The following is a 13795-nucleotide window of genomic DNA, read 5'->3' on the forward strand; positions in this document are numbered from 1 at the left end:
GCAGGCGCCTCCCGGGCATCGAGCCCGGTCGGCGCCTCCGAGAGCTCTGCTCTCGGGCTCTCGGAGTATTTTCAGCCCGGTCAGGCCGGAAGTGGGGTTGCGCCTCGCGGGCGGCGTTGGACGTGGGATGAGAGGTGGGCTGTCGGTTGCGCTTCGTTCCCGGTGATCTGCGTGGGGTGTGCGGTTGGTTGAGGGGGGGCGCGCCGCTGGGAGCGCGGGGCGTGCTCGACGGTGACGGCATGGGCGCAGGCGTCGGCGTGGCGCGCGGCTTGATGCGCTGCGCGGGGTGGGGCAGGTCCGAGAGGTCGCGCAGTGCCGCCGGGGCGGCCCGCTCAGCGCGACTGCACGGGGGCGCCAAGGTCGGCGGGCGGCAGGGCGGCGACGAAGGCGAGGATGTCCTCGATGTCGGTCAACGTCATCTCCAGCGGCGCGATCGGCGAGGGGCGCGCGGGGTCGAAGGGCGGGGTGACCTCGGCGACCTGGGTGAAGGCGGGATGCGGCGCCAGCGCGAAGAAGCTTCGGAAGCGGCGGGCCCAGTCGGGCAGGGTGCGCAGCATCGCGAAGGAGGGCGTCGAGCCGATGGCCTTCATGCGGTTGACCTCGCCGACGACATGGCAGCGCCCGCAGAGCGCCAGCGCCCGCTTGGCGCCGCGCGTCGCTTCGCCCGCAAGCTCGGGCGCGGCCTTGGCCTGCCGTTGCGGCGCGCCTGGGGTGAAGGCGGCGCGGCCCTCGGGCGCATAGCCCGCGATCGTGGCGCGGCCGGCCTCGGAGGCCAGCCAGTCGGCGAAGGCCCGGGCGTCGGGATCCTCGGGCGCGGCGAGGACCAGCGCCCAGGGCCCGCCGGGCCCGGTGAAAAGCGCGGTCCCCTCGCGGGTGAAGCGCGCGTCGGCACCCTCGGCCGTGCCGGGCTGGCGGGTGATCCGCGTCGCGGTCTTCAGCGAGAAGCGTGGCAGCAGGTGGTCGGGCAGGCCGCTCTCGGCCAGATCCGCGGGCAGGGCGAGCGAGAAGGCCTTGTCGGGCGCCGGGGCGGTGCCTTCAGCATGGGCCGGGGCGGGCGCGAGCCCGAGGCCCGGGGCGCCGAGCGCGAGCAGCAGGGGGGCCGTGGCGAGGGCCGGTCTGATCATCGCGCGCGCTCCTCTTCGCGGGCTCTGGCTTGCAAGGCTAGTGGGCCTATCCTACAGAGGTCAACGGCCTGAGGAGGAGGACGAGCCGATGAACGAAGACCTGAACATGTCGATGCGGAAGTTCCTCAAGCAGGTGGGCGTCACCTCGCAGAAGGCGATCGAGGACGCGGTCGCCGCGCAGGGCGGGGTCGAGGGCCAGAGCTTCGAGGCGAAGGTGGTGCTGACCGTCGAGGGACTTGACCTCGAACATGTCGTGACCGGAACCATCAAGGGGTAGACGCAGAAGTGGCGCTTACACGCGACGCGGTATTGACCGCACTGAAGGATGTCGAGGACCCGGCCGGCGGTGACCTGGTCGGCCAGGGCCGGATCAAGGCGCTGAACGTCGAGGGCGGAGCCGTGCGCTTCGTGCTCGAGGTGCCGGCGGACAAGGGCGAGGCCTACAAGCCGGTGCGCGAGGCCGCCGAAGGCGCCGTGAAGGCGCTCGAAGGGGCCGAACAGGTCTCGGTGGTGATGACGGCGCATAGCGCGCCGAAGCCGCCGCCGGATCTCAAGGGCGCCGGCAAGCCCAAGCCGCAGGGGCCGCAGCGGGTCGAGGGCATCGACCGGATCGTCGCCGTGGCCTCGGGCAAGGGCGGCGTCGGCAAATCCACCGTCTCGGCCAACCTGGCCTGCGCGCTGGCCGCCGAAGGCCGCCGCGTCGGGCTGCTGGACGCCGATGTCTACGGGCCCTCGCAGCCGCGCATGCTCGGGGTCTCGGGCCGCCCGGCGAGCCCGGACGGCAAGACCATTCTGCCCTTGCGCAACTTCGGCGTGACGATGATGTCGATCGGGCTGATGACCAACGAGGGCCAGGCCGTGGCCTGGCGCGGGCCGATGCTCATGGGCGCGCTGCAGCAGATGATGAACCAGGTGCAATGGGGCGCGCTCGACGTGCTGATCGTCGACCTGCCGCCGGGCACCGGCGACGTGCAGATGACCCTGGCGCAGAAGTTCGCCGTGGACGGGGCCATCGTTGTCTCGACGCCGCAGGACGTCGCACTGCTCGATGCGCGCAAGGGCATCGACATGTTCCGCCAGCTCAAGGTGCCGCTGATCGGCATGATCGAGAACATGTCGACCCATGTCTGCTCGAACTGCGGCCACGAGGAGCACATCTTCGGCCATGGCGGCGTGGTGCAGGAGGCCGAGGCCCTGGGCGCGCCGCTCCTGGGCGAGATCCCGCTGCATCTCGACATCCGCACCGCCTCGGACGGCGGTGCGCCGATCGTGGTCTCCAAGCCCGAGAGCGCCGAGGCGCGGGCCTTCCGCGACATGGCGCGGAGGCTCGTGGCCGACGGCCAGGCATGAGCGCCGCGCCGGGCTTCCCGCCGCTTCTGCGCGGGCAGGCGCTGCCCGGCGGGCGGCCCTACGCGGAAGCCTGCGCGGCGGCACGGGCCGGGGCCGAGCCGGGGCTGGTTCTCTATGATCCGCTGGGCGCGGATCTGCAGGCCGCCCTGGTCTTCGCCCCCGAGGTGCCGCGCCGTGAGGCCGCGGTCATGCTGCCGCTCGCCGGCGTGGCGCTGCAGAACGCCCTGGGCTCGGTGGCGCCGCCCGAGGTGGCGCTGCATCTGGGCTGGGACGGTGCGGTGCTGGTCAACGGCGGCCGGGCCGGGCGGCTCCGCGCCGCCGCGGCGCCGGGGCCCGAGGACGCGGTGCCGGACTGGCTGGTCATCGGGCTCGAGCTGCGCTTCGAGGCGCCCGAGGATGACGGCGGGCTCCGCCCCGGCGAGACCGCGCTTTATGCCGAGGGCTGCGGCGAGCTGACGCCGCTGCCGCTGCTTGAAAGCTGGACGCGGCACCTGCTGCACTGGCTGCACGACTGGGAGACCGACGGGCTGAAGGCCTTGCACCGCGACTACGCGGGCCTTGTCTGGCAGCTTGGCGAGGAGACCGAACTGGCCGGCCGGCGGGGGCATTTCCTCGGCCTCGACGAGGGGCTCGGGGCGCTTCTGAAGACCGGCGGCACCACCGAGGGCCTGGCCCTGCACATGCTTCTGGAGGACGGGGAATGAACCTCGCGCGGGCGATCCATTTCGACGAGAGCGACACACGGGTCTTCCACAGCCCGGCCCGGACGGGCGAATGGTGCATTTCGGGCGGCTTCGAGTTCTCCAACTGGGGCGAGGCCGACCTCGAGGGCAAGGCCCGGCAGGCCTTCGCCAACGGCTGGCTCGGGCTCGAGACCTTCGGGCGGGTGACCTTCGTCGCCGTGACCCGGATCGAACCCGAGGAACGCGCCCGGCTGGTCGAGGCGCTGGCGGGGCATTTCATGCAGATCTACGGCGCTCCTTCCGAGGCCGCCGCGCGCGAGGTCGCCGAGGGCGAGATCGCCGAGATGATGTCGATGTGCGACGACTTCGCGCCGAACACCATCCTGACCGTGGCGCGGGAGCTGTCGGACGCGGGCGTGCGCGAGGCTTACCGGGTGATCGAGGCGCCCGAGGCCGAGCTTGAGGCCTTCGCGGTGCACGGCAGTCTCGACGACTGAGGGTCCGGGGCGCTGAGCCTTGGGTCTAATTGGGGCGGGTCGGCTTGGCCGAATCCGCTGCAGTCTGGGTCAGGCCCGCGCCAGCCCGCCTTTCAGCGGCAGATGTTCTCCACCTCCGCCCCCGACCAGGGGATGCGGACGTTGCGCGCCTGCAGCAGCGCCTCGAGCCCCGAGAGGTCCATCGCCCCCTCGATCGTCGCCTTGAGCCGCGCGGTGCGCGGGGCCTCGGGATCGAGCACCTGGCAGCAGACGTATTCCTCGACCAGCGAGCCCTGCTGCTCGTAGCCGTAGTCCGCGAAGACCCCGGTGCTGTCGGGATCGAAGAGATAGGGATCTTCGCTCCGCTGGTGCTCGGCGGCGGCGCGGAAGGGGTGGTAGCCGGTCACCTTGCGCTGCTGCCATTGCCAGACATGGGTCATCTCATGGGCAAAGAGCATGGCGGAATAGAGGTCGATGACCTCGGGCATCTCGGCGAAGAAATCCTCGCGGTAGAGATCCTCGCGCCAGAGCACCCGCTGGAAGAGCGCGATGGCGCCCGGGGAGAGCTCCACCGTCTCGCCGCGGGAGGGCGGGAAGAGCCGCTCCTGGCAGGTCAGCCGCGGCCGGATCGGGCGGGTGTAGCTGTAGGAGGCGAAGGGGTGGCCCTCGTGGAAACGCACCGGGCCGGGGTCGATGGTGCCCCCCGAGAGCGCCGCGGCGACCGCCGTCTCGCGCGGGGTCAGCGGGCGGCCGCAGGCGGCGGTGAGGATCAGGGCGGCAAGGAGCAAGAGGCGCATGCCAGGAGCGAAGCGCAAAGCGCGCGGCGCCGCAAGAGGGGGAAGCGGCGAGCGGCGCGGGGGCGCTGGTGGGGGGCGGTTGGTGGCGGGTGTTGCGTGTGTGTTGGGCGCGGGGGTGTGTGCTGGTTGTTCGGCGGTTGGTGCCTTGCGCTGATGCTTGGCGGCAATCGTGCGAAGCCGTCCGCCCGAAACACTGAGCGCGGAGCGTCACGCTCGGAAGGTGGTTCGACACATGCGCAACCCGCTGCCTCTCGCCGGAACGTCGCGCCTAAATCCGGGATCCCGACGCCTGCCTCGGGAGGCCGGGCGACTCACGCACTCAGCTCGGAGCAGAGACACCATCGTGCTGCCCACGGCCCGAACAGCACCGAAGGTGCCGGGCCAGCGCCGGACCGGCCCGATCGGTCTGGCGCTTTGCTCTGTCACGCGCGGCACGGGCCGAGCGATGAGGTTGCGGGATAAAGCGCGCAATTCCTCCGTGGCTGCGCCAGCCCGCCGGTCCGGCGCTGGCCCTCGGAGGATGAGAGGGGGGTATTGGGCGCGAGGGCCGCGGCTATGCGTGCAGCCCCGGGCGCTGGTTGGCTTGCTGAGTGCGGGCTCTCGGAAGGGGAAGCCCGACCCGAAACGGGACAGGCGTTGAGCGCGGAAGCGACCCGCGCTCGCGCGCATCGCCGGAGCCCCGCATCACCCCCGGGCCGGAGAACAGGCAGCCACCAAAAGCAGCCGCCCCCTCTACCTCACACGTCCAGCTCTTCCACGAAGCGCGCGTTCTCCTGGATATACTGGAACCGCAGCTCGGGCTTCTTGCCCATCAGCCGTTCCACCAGGTCGCCGGTCTCGCCGGGCTCGTCCTCGTCGATGGTCACCCGGATCAGCTTGCGCGTCGCGGGGTCCATGGTGGTCTCCTTGAGGTCCTTGGCGTCCATCTCGCCCAGACCCTTGAAACGCTGCACGTCGATCTTGCCCTTGCCGCCGAGGCCCTTCTCCATCCAGTGGTCCTTCTCGGCGTCATCGGCCACGTAAAGCCGCTTCGGCCCCTGCGTCAGCCGGTAGAGCGGCGGGCAGGCGAGGTAGAGATGCCCCTGGTCGATCAGCGGCCGCATCTGGCTGAAGAAGAAGGTCATCAGAAGCGAGGCGATATGCGCCCCGTCGACATCGGCGTCGGTCATGATGATGATCCGGTCGTAGCGCAGATCGTCGATCCGGAACTTCGATCCGAGCCCGACGCCCAGGGCCTCGCAGAGGTCGTTGATCTCGGCATTGGAGCCGAGCTTCGAGGAGGCCGCGCCCAGGACGTTCAGGATCTTGCCCTTGAGCGGCAGGAGCGCCTGGGTCTCGCGGAAGCGCGCGCCCTTGGCCGAGCCGCCGGCCGAGTCGCCCTCGACGATGAACAGCTCGGTGCCCTCGCGGTTCTTCGAGGTGCAGTCGGTCAGCTTGCCCGGCAGGCGCAGCTTCTTGGTGGCCGACTTGCGCTGGGTCTCCTTCTCCTTCTTGCGGCGCATCCGCTCTTCGGCGCGCAGCACCAGGAAGTCGAGGATCGCGCCCGCGGACTTGGTGTCCGAGGCCAGCCAGTTGTCGAAACGGTCGCGCACCGCGCCTTCGACCAGCTTGGCGGCCTCGGTGGTGGCCAGCCGGTCCTTGGTCTGGCCGACGAACTCGGGCTCGCGGATGAAGCAGGAGACCAGCGCGCAGCCGCCGGTGGTCAGGTCCTCGCGGGTGATCTGCTGGGCCTTCTTGTTGCCCGCCAGATCGCCGTAGGCGCGGATGCCCTTGAGGATCGCCGCCCAGAAGCCGGCCTCGTGGGTGCCGCCCTCGGGGGTCGGCACGGTGTTGCAGTAGCTCTGCAGGAAGCCGTCGCGCGAGGGCGTCCAGTTGATCGCCCATTCCACCTTGCCGGGCCGGTCGAAACGCTCGCGGAAGTCCACCGTGCCCGAGAAGGGCTGCGCGGCATAGGTCGAGGCGCCGCCCAGGGTCTCGATCAGGTAGTCCGAGAGGCCGCCGGGGAAGTGGAAGCTGGCCTCGGTCGGGGTCTCGCCGTCGTCCACGGCGCTTTTCCAGCGGATCTCGACGCCCGAGAAGAGATAGGCCTTGGAGCGCACCATCTTGAAAAGCCGCGCGGGCTTGAGCTGGTGGTGGCCGAAGATCTCGGCATCGGCGTGGAAGGTCACCGTGGTGCCGCGGCGGTTCGGCGCCTGGCCGGCCTTCTCGACCGGGCCGAGCGGCTTGCCGCGCGAGAAGCGCTGGACGTAGAGCTCGCGGTTGCGGGCGACCTCGACGACCATGCTGTCCGAGAGCGCGTTGACCACCGAGGCGCCGACCCCGTGCAACCCGCCCGAGGTCTCATAGGCCTTGCCCGAGAACTTGCCGCCGGCGTGCAGCGTGCAGAGGATCACCTCGAGCGCGGATTTGCCGGGGAACTTCGGATGCGGATCGATCGGGATGCCGCGGCCGTTGTCGCGGATCCGGCAGCCGCCGTCCTCGAGCAGCTCCACCTCGATGCGGTTGGCGTGGCCCGCCACGGCCTCGTCCATAGAGTTGTCGAGCACCTCGGCGACCATGTGGTGCAGCGCCCGCTCGTCGGTGCCGCCGATATACATGCCCGGCCGCTTGCGCACGGGCTCGAGGCCCTCGAGCACCTCGATGGAAGCGGCGTCGTAATCGGAGGGCTCATGCCCGTCGAGGAGGTCTTCGGCCATTCTGCTCGGTCCCGGATTCTCTGGGTTGGGTTGGCCTCGGATTAGACCATCTGGGGCCGGGCAGGGCAAGCATCGCCATATCTGGCGCTTTGCCCCGGGCGGTGCTAGCGCTTGGCCATGGCAAATGCAGCGGACAGGCCCGGGACGGATGCGGCGGAGAACGCGCGCGGCGCGGGCTTGATGGTGGCCTCCATGGCGGCCTTCACCATCAACGACACCTTCGTGAAGGCCGCCGGGGCGACGCTTCCCTTGGGCCAGATCCTGATGCTGCGCGGGCTCCTGGTGCTGGTGGCGGTCTATCTGCTGGCGCGGCGGTTCAAGGCGCTCAGGCGGATTCCGGCGCGCGACGCGGGGCTGGTGGCGCTGCGGTCGCTCGCCGAGATCGGCGCGGCCTTCTTCTTCCTGACCGCGCTTCTGGCGCTGCCGCTCGCCAATGTGACCGCGATCCTGCAGACCCTGCCGCTGACCGTGACGCTCGGCGCGGCGCTCTTTCTCGGCGAGGAGGTCGGCTGGCGCCGCTGGGCGGCGATCGGCGTGGGCTTTCTGGGTATGCTCCTGATCGTGCGGCCGGGCACGGCGGATTTCACCGCCGCCTCGGTCTACGTGCTGGTGGCGGTGGCCTGCGTGACCCTGCGCGACCTGGTGACCCGGCGGATGAGCCGGGAGGTGCCCTCGCTTCTGGTGACGCTGGCGGCGGCGGGGGCGGTGACGCTCTTTGCCGCCGGGCTGAGCCTGGTGCAAGGCTGGGCGCCGCTGACGCCCGCCTCGGCGGGGATGATCCTCGGCTCGGCGGGCTTCGTCAGCGCCGGGTATCTTTTGTCGGTCATTGTGATGCGGGTGGGCGACGTGAGCGCCGTGGCGCCCTTCCGCTTCACCGGGCTGCTCTGGGCGCTGGCGCTGGGGTTCCTGGTCTTCGGCGATTGGCCCGAGCCCCTGACGCTCGCAGGCGCCGCGCTGGTCGTCGGCGCGGGTGTCTTCACCCTGCGCCGCGAGCGGAAGGTGAAGGGGCGGGGGTAGGGGCTATTCCTGAGGGGAGAGAGGGCTTTTCCTAAAGATGGTGTGTTGCTTGGGGTTGGTGGCTCGCATTGGGGAGGCGCCAGACAGGGCAGGGTCGGGCACGGCAAACCTCCAAGAACCCAACCGTGACCACTATCGCCTCTCCAACCCAAACCACCTTTTCCCACACCAGCCGTGGCGCCGCACTCCCTTGCGCCCGAATAGCACCGAAGGTGCCGGGCGCGCGCCGGACCGGCCCGATGGGCCGGCGCTCCTTGGGGCGAAGCGCATAGCTCACCTCTAGTCCTGACCTTGTTGGGATAAAGCGTCCCGCTCAGAGGTCAGCAGCGCCGGCCCCCGGTCCGGCGCGCGCCCTCTATTGCGCGGGCTTTGAGCGGGCATGGTCTGTTTTGAGAGGTTGGGTGTCGGTGCAGGTGTTCCGCCCGCTTCCAGCCGCCCGCCCTCATCTTCCAGGTGAAGCGCAACCCGGGCGTGGTCTTTTCCCCGGCCTTGCAAAGCGTTGCACCTCCTTGCGCCCGAACAGCACCGAAGGTGCCGGGCGCGCGCCGGACCGGCCCCTTGGGCCGGCGCTCCTTTGGGCGAAGCGCATAGCTCACAGCCAGTCCTGACCTTGTTGGGATTAAGTGCGCCGCTCAGAGGTCGGCAGCGCCGGCCCCCGGTCCGGCGCGCGCCCTCTGGTGGGATGTGTTGTGAGGGAGGGGATTGGCGCGGGTTCTCTGTTGGGGCGATGGGGAAGGACGTCTGGCCAGCCACCCGCCGACCGCCCTCTCACCCGACGACCACCCCCCTCACCCCCCGCGAAACACCGCCCGCACCGCGCGCTCCTCCACCGCGAAGCGCGAGCGCAGCTCCGCGGCACCCTCGGCGTCGAGCGGGGGCAGGGGGTGGGGCTTCACGTGCCGCTTCTGGCGGCTGTCGTTGAAGCCGTTGTGCCCGCGCAGATACATCGGCGGCTCGGAGAAGGTCAGCGTCGGCATGAAGAGGTTCAGCCGCTGGTGCCCGAAGTTCATCACCGTCTGGCGCACGCCGGGCTGGGCGGCGACGGCCTGGGCGACGCCCCAGTAAGGCTGCTGCACGCGCTCGGCCCGGAGGCCCTCACCATCGGCGCGCACCAGCCAGCCGCGGTTCCAGTCGAAGCCCACCAGCCGATGCGCGGCCAGAAGCGGCGCGCAATCCTCGGCGGCGCGGCGCAGGCGGGCGACGAAATCCACCGCGACCGCGTCGTCGTCGTCATGGCGGAACTGGAGGCAGGCTTCGCCGGGGCGGCGCTCGGCGTTGATGACCTCCTGGCAGACCTGGCGGTGCGGGCCGGGCGGCCGGGCGACGATGCGCGCCTGGGGCATGTCGGCGGTCATCGCCTCGAGCCGGGCGCGGGCGGCATCGGGCAGGCTGTCGCCGATCAGGATGAGGAAGGTGAAATCGGGATCGCTCTGGGCCTTGAGGCCGGGCAGGCAGAGGGCCTCGAAGAGCCGCAGCCGTTCCTCGAGCCGCTCCGGCGCGTAGAGATAGGCGCGGCGCTCGGCGAGGCTCTGGTGCTCGACCTGGAAACCGCCCTCGGCGGGGTAGGAGAAGCGGCAGAAGCCGATCACTTGCATTGGCACCCGGGCTCCCTCGCCGCGCTTGGCGCGGGTCACGCGGGCCCGCAGGCCGGACGGTGCCAGCGGGACTTGGGGCGGACAAGTGGCGTGCGGCGGGCGCGGCGAGAAGCGTGGCCGCGCGGCACGGGTAGGGAGTGAAGGCGCGCTTGGAGAGAAGCGGGGTGGGCCTAAGAGGGTGAGCATAGAAAGAGGAGGGGCGTGAGAGAGTGGCCGTAGAGAGTCGAGCGTGACAGATTGCGGAGAACATGGCTGGGGACGTCAGCCGGGAGAGCAAGTCGGGAGGCTGGTTCCCAGCCTTCACGGCACCAGGTCCAGCCGCTCACACAGAGGGCTGAGTCGGCGGGCAACAGGGCATCGACAAGACCCCTGCGCCGAGACCCTTCCTCCCGCCAACTCCCCCCTTGGGCCCGGCCCCCGAACCGGATACACCCGACCCGCCGCAGAGCCCTGCGCGAAAAGGCCCCGAACTGGCCTCCGGCGCCAGACCGCAACCGCCGCAAAGCCGCCCGGGGCAGGCTGTTGACAAGCCGGGCGACTCCCCATATACGCCGCCCATCCTGACCGGACCCAGCTTGCTGGCCGGTCCGACATACAGAACCGAAGCGGTCATGATCCGGGCCACGCGCCCCGATCCTCTGGTGTCTCCCGCGTCGTTCCCGGAACGGGGAACGGATGCGGCTTTTTGCGTCGGCGTGGCCGGGCGCAGAGAAGGCCGGAGATGGCGGTGCCCCGACCCGGGGCGCTGCGGGGCGCAAGCGGAGAAGACACCGGTGATCTCGCGGACGCGCGAGGCGCCAACAGACTTAGGAACCGATGCGTTGGGCCGCGGCCCGTCGCAGATGATGTGAGCTATACGGGGAAACCGGAATGCCAACGATCCAGCAGCTGATCCGCAAGCCGCGGCAGCCCAAAGTCAAGCGCTCGAAGTCGCTGCATCTCGAGCAATGCCCGCAGAAGCGGGGCGTGTGCACGCGCGTCTACACTACCACGCCGAAGAAGCCGAACTCGGCCATGCGGAAGGTGGCCAAGGTGCGCCTGACCAACGGCTACGAGGTGATCAGCTACATTCCGGGCGAGAGCCACAACCTCCAGGAGCACTCGGTTGTGCTGATCCGTGGCGGCCGTGTGAAGGACCTTCCCGGTGTCCGCTACCACATCCTGCGCGGCGTGCTCGACACCCAGGGCGTCAAGGACCGCAAGCAGCGCCGCTCCAAGTACGGCGCCAAGCGTCCGAAGTAACGCCCTCGGGCGTCATCCCCGAGAATATCGGGGATCTCACTGGATTGAGATCCTCGGGTCCGGCCCGAGGATGACAATAGGAAAGAGAAGAACATGTCCCGTCGTCACTCTGCAGAGAAGCGCGAGATCCTGCCCGACGCCAAGTATGGCGACCGGGTGCTGACCAAGTTCATGAACAACCTGATGGTCGACGGCAAGAAGTCCGTCGCCGAGGGCATCGTCTACAACGCGCTCGACCGCGTCGAGACGAAGATCAAGCGGGCGCCCGTCGAGGTCTTCCACGAGGCGCTGGACAACATCAAGCCCTCCGTCGAGGTTCGCTCCCGCCGGGTTGGCGGCGCGACCTACCAGGTGCCCGTCGAGGTGCGCCCCGAGCGCCGTGAAGCCCTGGCGATCCGCTGGCTGATCACCGCCTCGCGCTCGCGCAACGAGAACACCATGGAAGAGCGCCTCGCCGGCGAGCTTCTGGATGCCGTGCAGTCGCGCGGTTCCGCGGTGAAGAAGCGCGAAGACACCCACAAGATGGCCGACGCCAACAAGGCGTTCAGCCATTACCGCTGGTAATTACTCTTTAGCCTGAGGACACGCTTCATGGCACGCGAATACTCCCTCGACCGCTACCGGAACTTCGGGATCATGGCGCATATCGATGCAGGCAAGACCACCTGCACCGAGCGCGTCCTGTTCTACACCGGCAAGTCCCACAAGATCGGCGAAGTCCACGACGGCGCCGCCACCATGGACTGGATGGAGCAGGAGCAGGAACGCGGGATCACCATCACCTCGGCGGCGACCACCACCTTCTGGTTCCGCACCGAGGATGGCGAGAATCCGACCGGCATCTACGGTGACACCCCGCAGGAAGCCAAGTTCCGCTTCAACATCATCGACACCCCCGGCCACGTCGACTTCACCATCGAGGTCGAGCGTTCGCTCGCCGTCCTCGACGGCGCGATCTGCGTGCTGGACGCCAACGCCGGCGTCGAGCCCCAGACCGAGACCGTCTGGCGCCAGGCCGACCGCTACCACGTTCCCCGCATCGTCTTCGTCAACAAGATGGACAAGCTCGGCGCGGACTTCTGGAACTGCGTCAAGATGATCAAGGACCGGACCGGTGCGAACCCGGTGCCGATCCAGATGCCGATCGGGGCGGAAGACAAGCTCGAGGGCATCGTCGACCTCGTGACCATGAAGGAATGGGTCTGGAAGGGTGAGGACCTCGGCGCGAGCTGGGTGATCCAGGACATCCGCGACGATCTGCGCCCCAAGGCCGAGGAAATGCGCGCCGAGCTCATCGAGAACGCCGTCGAGATGGACGACGACGCGATGGAGAAGTACCTGGAAGGCGAAGAGCCCGATCTGCCGACCCTGCGGTCGCTGATCCGCAAGGGCACGCTGTCGCTTTCCTTCGTGCCGGTCCTCGCGGGCTCCGCCTTCAAGAACAAGGGTGTCCAGCCGCTCCTGAACGCGGTCATCGACTACCTGCCCGGTCCGCTCGACGTGCCGCCCTACATGGGCTTCTCGCCGGACGACGAGACCGAGACCCGCAACATCGAGCGCAAGCCCGGTGACGACCAGCCGTTCTCGGGCCTGGCGTTCAAGATCATGAACGACCCCTTCGTCGGCTCGCTGACCTTCACCCGGATCTACTCGGGCCTCCTGGAAAAGGGCGGCACCGTGATGAACTCCACGAAGGGCAAGAAAGAGCGCATCGGCCGGATGATGATGATGCACTCGAACTCCCGCGAGGAGATCGATTGGGCCGGCTCCGGCGACATCATCGCGCTGGCGGGTCTGAAGGACACCACCACCGGTGACACGCTCTGCGACGCGCAGAAGCAGGTCGTCCTGGAAACCATGACCTTCCCCGACCCGGTGATCGAGATCGCGGTCGAGCCGAAGACCAAGGCGGACCAGGAAAAGATGTCGGCGGGCCTGCAGCGCCTGGCGGCGGAGGACCCCTCCTTCAAGGTCGAGACCGACATCGAGAGCGGCCAGACCATCATGAAGGGCATGGGCGAACTTCACCTCGACATCCTGGTCGACCGGCTGAAGCGCGAGTTCAAGGTCGAGGCCAACATCGGTGCGCCTCAGGTGGCCTACCGCGAGACCATCTCGCAGCAGATCACCCATACCTACACGCACAAGAAGCAGTCGGGCGGCTCCGGCCAGTTCGGCGAGGTGCAGCTCGAGATCACCCCGACCGAGCCGGGCGAAGGCTACTCCTTCGAGTCCCGCATCGTCGGCGGCTCGGTGCCGAAGGAATTCATCCCCGGCGTCGAGAAGGGCATCAAGTCGGTGATGGACTCCGGTCCGCTCGCGGGCTTCCCGGTGATCGACTTCAAGGTCGCGCTGGTCGACGGCAAGTACCACGACGTGGACTCCAGCGTTCTCGCCTTCGAGATCGCCAGCCGGATGTGCATGCGTGAAGGCCTCCGCAAGGCCGGCGCGCAGCTGCTCGAGCCGATGATGAAGGTCGAGGTGGTTGGTCCCGAGGAATACACCGGGTCGATCATCGGTGACCTGACCTCCCGCCGGGGGCAGGTGACCGGCCAGGAGCCGCGCGGCAACGCCGTGGCGATCCACGCCCAGGTGCCGCTGGCCAACATGTTCGGCTACATCAACAACCTGCGCTCGATGTCCTCGGGCCGCGCGCAGTTCACGATGCAGTTCGATCATTACGATCCGGTTCCGCAGAACATCTCGGAAGAGATCCAGTCGAAATACGCATAAGCAGCGGTGCGTGGGAGACCACGCACCCTACCCCCCCGTAGGGCGCGCGCCCGCGCGCACCGCCAGAGACAAGGAGGCCATC

The 13795-nt window shown here is 69.2% G+C and carries 12 protein-coding genes; 8 read left to right on the forward strand and 4 right to left on the reverse strand.

What is annotated here, in order from left to right; genetic code table 11:
- Nucleotides 1-332: 332 nt before the first annotated feature.
- Nucleotides 333-1124 (reverse strand): hypothetical protein, encoded by a 792-nt coding sequence (locus LR948_RS08425; RefSeq protein WP_232753550.1) that lies wholly within the window; start codon nt 1122-1124, stop codon nt 333-335.
- A gap of 88 nt (nt 1125-1212) precedes the next feature.
- Here LR948_RS08425 and LR948_RS08430 point away from each other — a divergent pair, with 88 nt between their 5' ends.
- Genes LR948_RS08430 through LR948_RS08445 form a run of 4 tightly spaced genes read left to right on the forward strand, consistent with a single transcriptional unit; the run spans nt 1213 to nt 3654 of the window.
- Nucleotides 1213-1401: a DUF6494 family protein gene (locus LR948_RS08430; protein ID WP_232753551.1), complete on the forward strand. Its 189-nt coding sequence runs from the start codon at nt 1213-1215 to the stop codon at nt 1399-1401.
- Between the two features lie 8 nt (nt 1402-1409).
- Nucleotides 1410-2474: an Mrp/NBP35 family ATP-binding protein gene (locus LR948_RS08435; protein WP_232753552.1), complete on the forward strand. Its 1065-nt coding sequence runs from the start codon at nt 1410-1412 to the stop codon at nt 2472-2474.
- On the forward strand, nt 2471-3178 hold the full coding sequence (locus LR948_RS08440) for a biotin/lipoate--protein ligase family protein (RefSeq protein WP_232753553.1): 708 nt from the start codon (nt 2471-2473) through the stop codon (nt 3176-3178). The genes LR948_RS08435 and LR948_RS08440 overlap by 4 nt, the downstream gene beginning before the upstream one ends.
- Entirely contained in the window at nt 3175-3654 is a 480-nt protein-coding gene (locus tag LR948_RS08445) for a DUF6505 family protein (protein ID WP_232753554.1), read from the forward strand. The genes LR948_RS08440 and LR948_RS08445 overlap by 4 nt, the downstream gene beginning before the upstream one ends.
- A gap of 92 nt (nt 3655-3746) precedes the next feature.
- Here LR948_RS08445 and LR948_RS08450 read toward each other — a convergent pair whose 3' ends face one another.
- Nucleotides 3747-4430 carry a hypothetical protein gene (locus LR948_RS08450; RefSeq protein ID WP_232753555.1) on the reverse strand — a complete coding sequence of 228 codons (684 nt, stop codon included), beginning with the start codon at nt 4428-4430 and terminating at the stop codon, nt 3747-3749.
- A gap of 737 nt (nt 4431-5167) precedes the next feature.
- Complete coding sequence (parE, locus tag LR948_RS08455; RefSeq protein WP_232753556.1) at nt 5168-7126, reverse strand: DNA topoisomerase IV subunit B; 1959 nt, start codon at nt 7124-7126, stop codon at nt 5168-5170.
- Between the two features lie 117 nt (nt 7127-7243).
- Here parE and LR948_RS08460 point away from each other — a divergent pair, with 117 nt between their 5' ends.
- Nucleotides 7244-8143, forward strand: coding sequence for a DMT family transporter (locus tag LR948_RS08460; RefSeq protein ID WP_232753557.1), 900 nt, complete (start codon nt 7244-7246; stop codon nt 8141-8143).
- Nucleotides 8144-8931: 788 nt separating this feature from the next.
- Here the strand turns inward: LR948_RS08460 and LR948_RS08465 are convergent.
- Nucleotides 8932-9738, reverse strand: coding sequence for a glycosyltransferase (locus LR948_RS08465; RefSeq protein ID WP_232753558.1), 807 nt, complete (start codon nt 9736-9738; stop codon nt 8932-8934).
- Between the two features lie 870 nt (nt 9739-10608).
- Here LR948_RS08465 and rpsL point away from each other — a divergent pair.
- The 3 genes from rpsL (at nt 10609) to fusA (ending at nt 13713) form a co-directional block, all read left to right on the forward strand.
- Nucleotides 10609-10980 carry a 30S ribosomal protein S12 gene (gene rpsL / locus LR948_RS08470; RefSeq protein WP_085855220.1) on the forward strand — a complete coding sequence of 124 codons (372 nt, stop codon included), beginning with the start codon at nt 10609-10611 and terminating at the stop codon, nt 10978-10980.
- A gap of 93 nt (nt 10981-11073) precedes the next feature.
- Complete coding sequence (gene rpsG, locus LR948_RS08475) at nt 11074-11544, forward strand: 30S ribosomal protein S7 (RefSeq protein ID WP_232753559.1); 471 nt, start codon at nt 11074-11076, stop codon at nt 11542-11544.
- A 27-nt stretch (nt 11545-11571) separates the two neighbouring features.
- The gene (gene fusA / locus LR948_RS08480) at nt 11572-13713 is read left to right on the forward strand and encodes an elongation factor G (protein WP_232753560.1); all 2142 of its coding nucleotides are present in this window, start codon (nt 11572-11574) and stop codon (nt 13711-13713) included.
- Nucleotides 13714-13795: the final 82 nt, after the last annotated feature.

The organism is Roseivivax sp. GX 12232 (assembly GCF_021272185.1).
GTDB lineage: Bacteria > Pseudomonadota > Alphaproteobacteria > Rhodobacterales > Rhodobacteraceae > Roseivivax.

Excerpts from the sequence above, each read along its gene's own strand:
- LR948_RS08465 (WP_232753558.1), bottom strand. The coding sequence starts at position 9,738 with ATGCAAGTGATCGGCTTCTGCCGCTTCTCCTACCCCGCCGAGGGCGGT.
- rpsG (WP_232753559.1), top strand. The coding sequence starts at position 11,074 with ATGTCCCGTCGTCACTCTGCAGAGAAGCGCGAGATCCTGCCCGACGCC.
- LR948_RS08445 (WP_232753554.1), top strand. The coding sequence starts at position 3,175 with ATGAACCTCGCGCGGGCGATCCATTTCGACGAGAGCGACACACGGGTC.
- parE (WP_232753556.1), bottom strand. The coding sequence starts at position 7,126 with ATGGCCGAAGACCTCCTCGACGGGCATGAGCCCTCCGATTACGACGCC.
- LR948_RS08450 (WP_232753555.1), bottom strand. The coding sequence starts at position 4,430 with ATGCGCCTCTTGCTCCTTGCCGCCCTGATCCTCACCGCCGCCTGCGGC.
- LR948_RS08440 (WP_232753553.1), top strand. The coding sequence starts at position 2,471 with ATGAGCGCCGCGCCGGGCTTCCCGCCGCTTCTGCGCGGGCAGGCGCTG.
- LR948_RS08425 (WP_232753550.1), bottom strand. The coding sequence starts at position 1,124 with ATGATCAGACCGGCCCTCGCCACGGCCCCCCTGCTGCTCGCGCTCGGC.
- rpsL (WP_085855220.1), top strand. The coding sequence starts at position 10,609 with ATGCCAACGATCCAGCAGCTGATCCGCAAGCCGCGGCAGCCCAAAGTC.
- LR948_RS08430 (WP_232753551.1), top strand. The coding sequence starts at position 1,213 with ATGAACGAAGACCTGAACATGTCGATGCGGAAGTTCCTCAAGCAGGTG.
- LR948_RS08460 (WP_232753557.1), top strand. The coding sequence starts at position 7,244 with ATGGCAAATGCAGCGGACAGGCCCGGGACGGATGCGGCGGAGAACGCG.
- fusA (WP_232753560.1), top strand. The coding sequence starts at position 11,572 with ATGGCACGCGAATACTCCCTCGACCGCTACCGGAACTTCGGGATCATG.